The sequence below is a fragment of the Geodermatophilus sp. SYSU D00079 genome, from assembly GCF_054050635.1.
In genome coordinates this window covers 96,066-106,405 of record NZ_JBJGZS010000016.1, presented here as the reverse complement: position 1 = coordinate 106,405, position 10,340 = coordinate 96,066, and the positions used below count along the sequence as shown (strand labels likewise).

Annotated in this window: 9 protein-coding genes; 3 read left to right on the top strand and 6 right to left on the bottom strand. The window is 74.0% G+C overall.

Annotation, left to right across the window (positions count from 1 at the left end):
• The first annotated feature begins 127 nt into the window (after positions 1-127).
• A complete protein-coding gene (locus ACI79E_RS14490; RefSeq protein WP_456933257.1) occupies positions 128-1,018 on the top strand; it encodes a D-arabinono-1,4-lactone oxidase in 891 nt (296 codons plus the stop codon).
• 6 nt (positions 1,019-1,024) lie between these two features.
• Here the strand turns inward: ACI79E_RS14490 and ACI79E_RS14485 are convergent, their stop codons facing one another.
• Entirely contained in the window at positions 1,025-2,611 is a 1,587-nt protein-coding gene (locus ACI79E_RS14485; protein ID WP_456933256.1) for a Na+/H+ antiporter NhaC family protein, read from the bottom strand.
• Between the two features lie 83 nt (positions 2,612-2,694).
• Positions 2,695-3,555: a fumarylacetoacetate hydrolase family protein gene (locus ACI79E_RS14480; protein ID WP_456933255.1), complete on the bottom strand. Its 861-nt coding sequence runs from the start codon at positions 3,553-3,555 to the stop codon at positions 2,695-2,697.
• Positions 3,556-3,779: 224 nt separating this feature from the next.
• Between ACI79E_RS14480 and ACI79E_RS14475 the strand changes: the two genes are divergently transcribed.
• Both ACI79E_RS14475 and ACI79E_RS14470 read left to right on the top strand, forming a co-directional pair.
• On the top strand, positions 3,780-4,550 hold the full coding sequence (locus ACI79E_RS14475; protein WP_456933254.1) for a cysteine hydrolase family protein: 771 nt from the start codon (positions 3,780-3,782) through the stop codon (positions 4,548-4,550).
• A gap of 81 nt (positions 4,551-4,631) precedes the next feature.
• On the top strand, positions 4,632-6,470 hold the full coding sequence (locus ACI79E_RS14470) for a phosphoenolpyruvate carboxykinase (GTP) (protein ID WP_456933253.1): 1,839 nt from the start codon (positions 4,632-4,634) through the stop codon (positions 6,468-6,470).
• A 145-nt stretch (positions 6,471-6,615) separates the two neighbouring features.
• Here the strand turns inward: ACI79E_RS14470 and ACI79E_RS14465 are convergent, their stop codons facing one another.
• The 4 genes from ACI79E_RS14465 to ACI79E_RS14450 are packed head-to-tail and all read right to left on the bottom strand — an operon-like array spanning position 6,616 to position 10,261.
• The gene (locus ACI79E_RS14465; RefSeq protein WP_456933252.1) at positions 6,616-7,635 is read right to left on the bottom strand and encodes an amidohydrolase family protein; all 1,020 of its coding nucleotides are present in this window, start codon (positions 7,633-7,635) and stop codon (positions 6,616-6,618) included.
• Positions 7,636-7,678: 43 nt separating this feature from the next.
• Positions 7,679-8,455 (bottom strand): DUF1932 domain-containing protein, encoded by a 777-nt coding sequence (locus ACI79E_RS14460; protein WP_456933251.1) that lies wholly within the window; start codon positions 8,453-8,455, stop codon positions 7,679-7,681.
• Positions 8,452-9,558 carry a 4-oxalomesaconate tautomerase gene (locus ACI79E_RS14455; protein WP_456933250.1) on the bottom strand — a complete coding sequence of 369 codons (1,107 nt, stop codon included), beginning with the start codon at positions 9,556-9,558 and terminating at the stop codon, positions 8,452-8,454. Before ACI79E_RS14455 ends, ACI79E_RS14460 begins: the two co-directional genes overlap by 4 nt.
• Positions 9,551-10,261 (bottom strand): 4-carboxy-4-hydroxy-2-oxoadipate aldolase/oxaloacetate decarboxylase, encoded by a 711-nt coding sequence (locus tag ACI79E_RS14450; protein ID WP_456933249.1) that lies wholly within the window; start codon positions 10,259-10,261, stop codon positions 9,551-9,553. The genes ACI79E_RS14455 and ACI79E_RS14450 overlap by 8 nt, the downstream gene beginning before the upstream one ends.
• Between the last annotated feature and the right edge of the window lie 79 nt (positions 10,262-10,340).

The window sequence follows — 10,340 nt, the reverse complement described above, 5'->3', positions numbered from 1 at the left end:
GGGTGGTCCGGGGGGGGGGGGGCGCGCAGCGGGGCCCCCCCCCCCCCCCCCCGCCCCCCAACACCCCCCCCCCCCCCCCCGGCGCGGGGGGCCGCCCCCCCCCCCCCCCCCCCCCCACGGCTCGGGCGTGACCAACGGCAACCTGGCCACCGCCGTCGCGGCCCTGGAGGTGGTCACCTCCGACGGCGAGCTGGTCCGGGCCGCCCGCGGCGACGCGGACTTCGACGGCATGGTGGTCGGGCTCGGCGCCCTGGGCGCGGTCACCGGCCTGACGCTCGACGTCCAGCCCGCCTTCGAGGTGGAGCAGCGGGTGTTCGAGGGGCTGTCGTGGGACGCCGTCTCGGCGCACTTCGACGAGATCGCCGCGGCCGGCTACAGCGTCAGCCTCTTCACCCTGTGGGGCGAGGACGTGGAGATGGTGTGGGTCAAGACCCGGACCGACGGCACGCCCGCACCCGACGGCGACCTGTTCGGCGCCGCCCCGGCCACCGTCGACCGCAACCCCGTCATCGGCCTGGACCCCACACCGTGCACCCCGCAGCTGGGCCGGCCCGGCCCCTGGTCGGAGCGGCTGCCGCACTTCCGCACCGGCTTCACCCCGAGCGTCGGCGACGAGCTCCAGTCGGAGTACCTGCTGCCGTCGCGCTGCGCCGTCGAGGCGATCGCGGCGATCCGGACCCTCGCGGCACGGGTCCGGCCGCTGCTGATGACCTGCGAGATCCGCACCGTCGCCGCGGACCGGCTGTGGCTGAGCACCGCCCACGGTGAGGACGCCGTCGCGTTCCACTTCACCTGGCGACGGGACCCGGCCGGCGTCGCCGCGGTGGTGGTCGACCTGGAGCGGGTGCTGGCGCCGTTCTCGGCCCGGCCGCACTGGGGCAAGGTCTTCGCCGCGGGGGCCGCCACGATCGCCCCGCTGTACGAGCGGCACGCCGACTTCGTCGAGCTGGTCCAGCGCCTGGACCCGCGCGGCGCCTTCCGCAACGACTGGCTGGAGGAGAAGGTGCTGGGCGGCTGAGGTGGCTCACCCGCCCACGGAACCGCTCCCCTCGACCCGCGCCGGCTGGGCCACCGCACCGGAGAACCGGGCCCGCAGCACGACGACCGCCACCGCCAGCGCGACCACCGCGGCCAGGAGCCCGACGCCGGTGTTCCCCGTGAGGCCGGAGGCGACGTACCCGACCGCCGACGCCGCGGCGGCGACGAGGGCGTACGGCAGCTGGGTGTTGACGTGATCGATCAGGTGCACGCCCGACCCGATCGAGGACAGGATCGTGGTGTCCGACAGCGGTGAGGTGTGGTCCCCGAAGATCGCGCCGGCCAGGACCGCCCCGAAGACCGGGATGAGCAGGCCCGGGTCGAGGGCCAGGGCGATCTGCCCGGCGACCGGCAGCAGCAGCCCGAAGGTGCCGAAGGTGCTGCCCATCGAGAACGAGATGAAGGACGCCAGCAGGAACAGGACGACGGGCAGCAGCGCGAGGGGCAGCGCCTCGTCGACCACGCCCGCCAGGTACTCGCCGATGCCGAGCTCGGAGATGATCTCTGCGGTCATCCACGCGAGGAACAGCACGGCCGCCGCCATGAGCATCGACCGGACGCCCGCCACAGCGGCCCGGCCCAGCACGCCACCGGAGGTCCTCCGCGCCACGAGGATGGCGGCGGAGACCAGGACGGCGGCCACCGTCCCGTAGAACAGCGCCAGGATCACGTCGGTGTTGGCCAGCACGTCCATGGGGGTGATCGGCCCCTCGGTGCCCGCGATGCCGAACCACAGCGCGCAGACCACGGTGACCCCGAGCAGGGTCGCGATCGGCCACAGCAGGTCACCGACCCTGCCGTCACGGCGCGCCGGCAGGTCCCGGCTGGTCTCCCCGGGCACGGGCCCGCGGGAGTCGTCGAAGAGCACCCCGGTCTCGATCGCCGTCCGTTCGTGCCGGCGCATCGGCCCGAAGTCGATGCTCCAGTACGCCACCGCGACGACGAGCAGGAGGGCCGTGATCGGGTAGAGCATCGCCGGGATCGACCGGAGGAAGGCCTCGTAGCCGTTCATCTCCGTGACGCCGTTCTCGTCGAGGATCCCCGTCATCGTCGCGGCGATGAAGGCGGCCCACCCGGAGATCGGCACGAGGACGATGACCGGCGCCGCCGTGGAGTCCACGAGGTAGGACAGCTTCGCCCGGGAGATGCGGTGCTGGTCGGTGATCGACCGGCTCACGGTGCCGCCGACGAGGCTGCTGAACGCGTCGTCGAAGAAGATCACGACGCCCACGACGATCGGGACGAACTGGGCCTGGGCCCGAGTCCGGACCTTGGTGACCGCCCAGGAGGCGAAGGCGAGCAGACCGCCGGAGACGTAGATGAACGACGTCAGGACGCCGATCAGCACGACGACGGCCAGGATGTACACCTCCTCCGCCACCTCGCCGTCGGCGACGACGAGGCCGCCGGCCACGTCCAGCACCAGCCGCCCGGCGGCCACGACGTCCCACTCGGCGTGGAGCAGCGCGCCGAGGACGATGCCGACCCCCAGCGAGACCAGGATCCGCCGGGTCGTGATGGCCAGGACGATCGTCACCAGCGGTGGGAGCAGGGACAGCAGCGACGGTTCCACGGGATCTCCTCGTCGATGGGAGTGGTGCGGGGCCGGCCGCGGCCACCCGATCCCGGGGGGACGCTCCGGTGCGCGGAGCTGGGTCAGGTCGCGTCGGCGACCAGGGGCGTGACCAGGCGTCCCAGGCCCTGGACCTCGCAGACGACCTCGTCGCCCGGCTGCAGCCACACGGGGTCGGCCATGCCGAGGACCACGCCCTCGGGGGTCCCGGTGTAGACCACGTCGCCGGGCTCGAGCGTCATGACCTGGGACAGGTCGCTGACCAGCTGGGCGACGGAGAACACCATGTCCCGGGTGTTGGAGTCCTGGCGCAGGTCACCGTTGACCCAGCACCGGAGGTCCAGCGCCTGCGGGTCGGGGACCTCGTCGGCCGTCACCAGGTACGGCCCGAGGGGCGCGAAGCCGTCGATCGCCTTGCCGTAGGTCCACTGGCTGCTGCGGGTCTGCAGCTCGCGGGCGGAGAGGTCGTTGCCGGTGGCGTAGCCGAAGACGTGGTCCAGCGCGGCGTCCGTGGTCACCTTCCGTGCCCGCCGCCCGATCACGGCCACCAGCTCGACCTCGTAGTCGGCCTTCCGCGTCGCCGCCGGGATGACGACCTGCTCGCCGGACCCGGCGAGACTGTTGGCGAACTTGGCGAAGTAGATGGGCTGCTCCGGGACCGGCATGCCGCCTTCGGCCGCGTGCTTCTGGTAGTTCAGCCCGACGCAGATGATCTTCCCGGGGTCCGGCACGGCGGCGGCCAGGCGGAGTTGCTCGACCGGGACGGCCTCGGTGGCGGACTCGGCGGCCTGCCGCACCCGGTCCAGCGCCCCGGGGCCGGCAGCGATGAGTTCCCGGGCGGTGGCCGGGGCGTCGGGTGCGACCGCGCGGACGTCGACCACGCCGGCACCGGTCTCGACGCCCAGTCGCACCCCGTCGTCCCCGTGGAAGGACACGAGCCTCACCGGGAGACCTCCGGCGTCCGGGCGGCGGGGCGGCGGGGCGGCGGACAGACGGCTGCGATGGTGATCTGGGTCACCTCGCGCATCGTGTCCAGCCATGCCGGCACGGTCAAGGTCATGGGTCCGGGCCGCGGGCGGACCCACCCGTTCGTGCGACGGTGCGGTGCATGATCGGCCCAGACCACGGCCGCGCCGGCAGCGACGCGGGCGGACGCGAGGGAGGACGCATGGAGGGCTGGCCGGGGGACCTCGATCGGCACGTCGCGCCGGAGCTCGGCCGCTCCGCACTCGTGGTCATCGACACCCAGGTGGACTTCGCCGACGGCGGCGCCAGCCCGATCCCGGGCACCAGCGCGGTCGTCCCGGTCATCGCCCGGCTGCTGCAGGCCTACCGGGACGCCGGCCGCCCGATCGTGCACGTGGTCCGGCTCTACGCCGGAGCGGACGTCGACCTGCCCCGGCGGACGCTCATCGCCTCGGGCGCCCCGGTGGTGCGGCCGGGATCGGCGGGCTCCCAGATCGTCCCGGAGCTGCTGCCTCCCGGGGCGCCTCCCCTCGACCCCGAGCGCCTGCTCGCCGGCGCCCTGCAACCGCTCGCCGACCGCGAGTGGGCGATGTGGAAGCCGCGGTGGGGCGCCTTCCACCGCACCGCCCTCGACGAGCACCTGCGCGGGCAGGCCGTCACCACGGTCGTGCTGGCCGGGTGCAACTACCCCAACTGCCCCCGGGCCGCCGCCTACGGCGCCAGCGAACGTGACTACCGGGTGCTGCTCGCCTCCGACGCCATCTCCGGGGTCCGCCCCCACCACCTGGAGGAGGCCGGACTCATGGGGGTCGTGCACACGCCCGCCGAGGAGGTCCTCCGGCGCCTGGGCAGCGGGGAACGGGGGGTGCACGCCGGCGCCGGGGCGCCGACACGGGCGGACGGACGGTCCGCCGTGGCCGCAGCGGGGGGCGGAGGGGCCGCCCCCGGTGGTCCGCCCGTGCCACTCCGTTAGGTTCCACTCCCAGCAGGCCCCCACCGCGCCCGTCACGGGTGGTGCGGTGGCGGGAGTACCGGGTGAGGGAGAAGGTGGGTCGTGGCCGCCATTGATGCCGTGCTGGACGAGGCAGGACTGAAGAACGCCCGCGTGCGCGAGTTCGTGCACCGGTACGCGGAGCTGACCGGGGCCGAGCGGATCGAGGTGGTCAACGCCTCCGACGACGCGCGCCTGATCCAGGAGTCCCTGGACGCCGGGGAGCTGCTCCCCGCAGGTGAGGGGCGCTACTACTCGCGCAGCCACCCCAAGGACACCGCCCGCTCCGAGGAGCGCACGGTCGTCGCCACGAACGACCCGGCCGACGCCGGCGTCTACAACAACTGGCGCCCCGCCTCGGAGATGCGTCCGCTGCTCGAGGAGCGGATGCGGGGGGCCTCGGCGGGCAAGACCATGTACGTCGTCCCCTACCTGATGGCCCCGCCCGGCTCACCGCTGGAGCCCTACGCCGCCGGCGTCGAGCTGACCGACACCCGCACGGTCGTGCTGCACATGATCCGCATGGCGCGCGTCGGGGTGGACCACATCAACGACCTCGCCGACCAGGACAGCTTCGTCCGGGCCGTGCACGTCACCGGAGACCTGGAGAGCCTCGGCCACGGCACCGAGGACGACCAGCGCTACTTCGTCACCGTCGCCGACGAGCGGACGATCCTGCACTACGGGTCCTCCTACGGCGGCAACGCCCTGCTGGGCAAGATCGCGCACGGCCTGCGGCAGGCGGCCTACGACGGCTGGGCCTCCGGTGAGTTCCTCGCCGAGCAGTTCATGCTGCTGGGCATCACCGACAAGCAGACCGGCCGCACCTACCACATCTGCGGCGGCTTCCCGAGCGCCTCGGGCAAGACCAACCTGGCGATGATGCTGGCGCCCGACGCCCTGGGCGACCGCTACCACGTGTCCTTCTACGGCGACGACATCGCCTGGCTGCGCGTGGACCCCGAGGACGGGCGCGTCTACGGGATCAACCCCGAGTTCGGCGTCTTCGGCGTCGCCAAGGACACCAACGAGAAGACCAACCCCACCGCCGTCGACTCGATCGCCGAGGGCACCGGGACGATCTTCACCAACGTCGCCTACAACGAGACCACCGGCGAGGTGTGGTGGGAGGGCAAGACCCCCCAGCCGCCGGCCGACCCGACCGGCTGGCGCGACTGGGCCGGCCAGCTGATCTCGGAGCGGCCGGCCGACGCCAAGGACGCCCCGTGGGCGCACCCGAACAGCCGCTTCACCACCACCCTGGCCAACGTGCCCAACGTGGCCGAGGACTTCGAGAACCCCAAGGGCGTGCCGATCGACGGCATCATCTTCGGCGGCCGCACCCGCGACCGGGAGCCGCTGATCCGCGCGATCACCGACCTCGCCGAGGGCGTCTACGACGGTCTGACCCTGGGCGCGGAGGCCACCTTCGCCGCCGAGGGCACCGAGGGCGTGCTGCGCTACGACCCGATGTCGATGCGCCCGTTCATGTCCTACCCCGAGGGCCCCTACGCCGCGCACTGGCTGAAGGTGATCGGCGCGGCCACCAACCAGCCGATCTTCGCCCACGTGAACTGGTTCCAGCGGGGTGAGGACGGCCGCTTCCTGTGGCCGGGCTACCGGGACAACCTGCGCCCGCTGCTGTGGCTCATGCGGCTGCGTGACGGCGAGGTCACCGGCACCCGGACGCCGGTCGGGATCGTGCCGACCAAGGAGGAGCTGGAGCTCGAGGGCGTGGACATCACCCCCGAGGACCTCGACACGATCCTCACCATCGACACCGCCCGGTGGCGGCAGGAGATGGCGCACCGCGAGGAGCACCTGTCGGCGTTCCCGGGGCTGCCGGAGGAGATCTGGGAGGCCCACCGCCGGGTCGCGGCCGCCCTCGACGCGCAGGACTGACCACACCCGCACCGCACGACAGCGACGCCCCGCCAGGTCTCCTGGCGGGGCGTCGCTGCGTGTCGGGGCGGCGGGTCGGTCGCCGGCCGGCTCCGCCGGCGGGGTCGGCGGGGTCTGCGTCCGGTCCCGGGGGTGGGCGGGGACCTCAGCGGCCCCGGGCGGCCAGGGCGGCGTCCAGCCGCGGGTAGACCCGGCGGACGTTGCCCTCGAACACCTTCGCGCGGTCCTCCGGCGTCAGGTCCAGCGCCTCGACGTAGCGGCGGGTGTCGTCGAAGTAGTTGCCGGTCCGCGGGTCGATCCCCCGGACGGCGCCGACCATCTCCGAGCCGAACAGGATGTTGTCGATGTCGATGACGTCGAACAGCAGGTCGATGCCCGGCTGGTGGTAGACGCAGGTGTCGAAGAAGACGTTGCCCATCACCGCCTCCTCCACGGCCGGCCGCCCCAACATGTCGGCCAACCCGCGGAAGCGGCCCCAGTGGTAGGGCACGGCCCCGCCGCCGTGGGGGATGACGAAGCGCAGCCCGGGGAAGTCGGTGAACAGGTCGGCCTGCACGAACTGCATGAACGCGGTGGTGTCGGCGTTGAGGTAGTGCGACCCGGTGGCGTGGAAGTTCCCGTTGGTCACCGCGGACACGTGCACCATCGCCGGCACGTCCAGCTCGACCATCGCCTCGTAGAACGGGTACCAGCTGCGGTCGGTCAGCGGCGGCGACGTCCAGTGCCCGCCGCTGGGGTCGGGGTTGAGGTTGCAGCCGACGAAGCCGAGCTCCTCGACGCAGCGCCGCAGCTCGGCCACGGACCGCTCGATCGGGACGCCGGGGAACTGGGGCAGCTGGCACACCCCGATGAAGGAGTCGGGGTACAGCTGGACCACCCGGGCGATGAGGTCGTTGTTGACCTGCGTCCAGCGGGTGCTCACGGCCTCGTCGCCGACGTGGTGGCCCATCGCCGAGGCGCGCGGGGAGAACACGGTCAGGTCGATGCCCCGCTCGGTCATCAGGCGCAGCTGGCTGCCCTCGATGGTCTCGCGGATGACGTCGTCGGGGATGTCGGGGTAGGCCGGGGGCTGCTGGCCGGCGTCGAACGCCGCCCGCTGCTCCTCGCGCCAGGCGGTGTGCGGCTGCGGTGCGGTCGTGTAGTGGCCGTGGCAGTCGATGATCATGCAGGGGTCTCCTCGCGTGGTGGTCCGGGCGCCCGGGCGCCGGTCAGGTGTCCTGGCGGTCGCGCAGCTCCACGAGCAGGTCCCGGGCCGCGGCGGCGATCCGCGGCGGGACGCCGAGCTCGGTGAGCTGGTCGGTGGCGGCGGTCATCTCGTCGGCGCGGCGCCGGGCGTGCCGGTGGGTGCCGTCGACCAGCCGGTCGATGGTCCGCTCGTCGAAGCCGGTCAGCTCGGCGCTGATGTTGTCCCGCAGCCAGTCGGCACAGCCGGCGGCCTCGGCCGCCGCGAGCGCCTCGACCACCGCGGCGGCCAGCCCCTTGTAGAAGACGCTGCGCAGCAGCTTGCGGGAGATGGCCTCCCCGGCGGGGCCGGGCTGGATCGTCACCTGCACGCCGAACCCGGCGAGGACCTCGGCGTAGCGGGCCGCGCCCTCACCGGAGACCAGCATCGGGGTGCGCAGCCCCTTGCCGGGCACCGGCGACATGAGCGCCACGTCGACGACGGGGACGTCGCGGCCGGCCAGCTGCTCGACGAGAGCGACCTTCACCCCGGGCGAGGCGGTGTTCAGGTCGGCCCACACGGTGCCCGGCCGCAGCCCGGGCAGCGCGTTGACCAGCGCGGGAACGGCGTCGTGCGAGCTGTTGGCGCTGAGCACGAGGTCGGCGTCGGCGACCGCCTCGGCCTCGCTGCCGCGCGGCTGCACGCCGTCGACGACGATGCCCTTGGGGTCGTAGCCGCGGACGTCGGCGCCGGCCGCCACCAGGTCGCGGGCGATCTCCGAGCCCGCCTCCCCCAGCCCGAGCACGGCGATGCGGGCGGTCACGCGGCACCGGCCCGGGCGCGCGGGAACGCCGTCCCGTCGAACAGCTTGCGGGCGGTGCGCACCACCCCGGAGCGCAGCACCCGCGGCGGGCCGGCCGAGGCGTCGACGACGACGTCCACCAGCAGGTGGCCGGTGGGGTGCTCGACGTCGACCTGCGACCGTCCCTCGGGCCAGTCGGCGGTGAGCTCGTGCCCGACCGCGCCGGGCAGCAGCATCCCGGTGACCACGCTGACGGCGGCGAGGACGCCGATCGCGGTGTGCGGCTGCACCGGGATGAACGACCGGGTGCCCACCTGCCCGCCGTCCCGGGCCGGGGCCAGCAGCACGGTCTTGGGCACCGAGGACCGGGTGACGTCGCCGAGGCCCATGAGCTGGCCGGCCTCGGTGCGCAGGGCGTCGACCCGCTCGAGCAGGGCCGGGTCGGCGGCCAGCTGCTCGGGCGACTCGGCGCCGGTCAGCCCCAGGGACGCAGCGAGCGCGACGACCACCGGCATGCCGTTGTCGACGCAGGTGACCTCGACCCCGTCGATCGTGTCCCGCAGGTGGCCGGTGGGCAGCAGGCTGCCGGTCGCCGACCCCTCGGTGTCGGTGAAGGCGAGGACCACGGGGGCGGCCGTGCCCGGCACGCCGGCGATCGCCGCGTCGCCGCGGTACTCGACCCGTCCGCCCGGCGTGGGGAACGTGGCGACGGCGGTGCTGTCGGAGTTGACCATCCGGATGCGCACGGTGGTCTCCTCGGCGCCGGCGGGCACCAGGCCGCGCTCGACCGCGAACGGCCCGACGCCGGCGAGGATGTTGCCGCAGTTCTGCTGCTCGCTGACGGTGGCCTCGTCCACGCCGAGCTGCAGGAACAGGTAGTCGACGTCGGCGTCCGCGTGCTCCGACGGCCCGACGACGGCCACCTTGCTGGTCAGCGAGGTGGCGCCGCCGAGGCCGTCGACCTGCCGCGGGTCGGGCGTGCCCATGAGCCGCAGCAGGAGGTCGTCGCGGGCCGCGGGGTCGGCCGGCAGGTCCCGCGCCTCCAGGTACAGCCCGCGGGAGGTGCCGCCGCGCAGCATCGTGCAGCGGATCCCGGTGTCGTCGTAGCCGGGGGCCTCACTCACCGCCGGCCCCCTTCCGGTACTCCTCGTAGGAGACGTACTCGATGCCGAACTCGGGCAGCCGCGCGCGCAGGCCGTAGCGGTCCAGCCCCAGCTCGCCCTGCTGGAAGGCGGCGCGGGCGGCGGCCTCCTTGTCCAGTCGGGCCTGCGAGGCGGTCAGCGCCCGCGCGACGTCGGCGCGGGGCACCACCATCACGCCGTCGTCGTCGCCGAGCACGACGTCGCCGGGGTGGATCGTCTGGCCGCCCAGGACGACGGGCACGTTGATCGCCCCGGCGGTCGCCTTGACCGACCCCTGCGCGCTGACCGCCCGCGACCAGGCCGGGAAGCCCATCTCGCGCAGCTCGGCGACGTCACGCACGCCGCTGGCGAGGACCACGCCCCGCACGCCGCGGTGCGCGAGCGCGGTGGCGAACAGCTCGCCGAACAGCCCGTCGGTGGACGGCGAGTTGGTGGCGACCACCAGGACGTCGCCGGGCCGGCACTGCTCGACCGCGACGTGGATCATCAGGTTGTCACCGGGCCAGCACACGACCGTGACGGCGGTGCCGCCGATCCGCGCACCGGGCCACGCCGGCCGGTACTCCGGGCCGAGGTAGCCGACCCGGCCGAGCGCCTCGTGCACGGTGGCCACGCCGTAGGTGCCCAGGGTCTCGGCCTCGCCGACGTCGGCGCGGGGCGGGTCGGTGACGACGACGGTCCTCATGCCGTCACCGCCTCGGGGGTGGCGCGCACGGGGGTGCAGGTGTGGGACACGGACGGCTCCTCGGTGTGGGGGGCGGGGA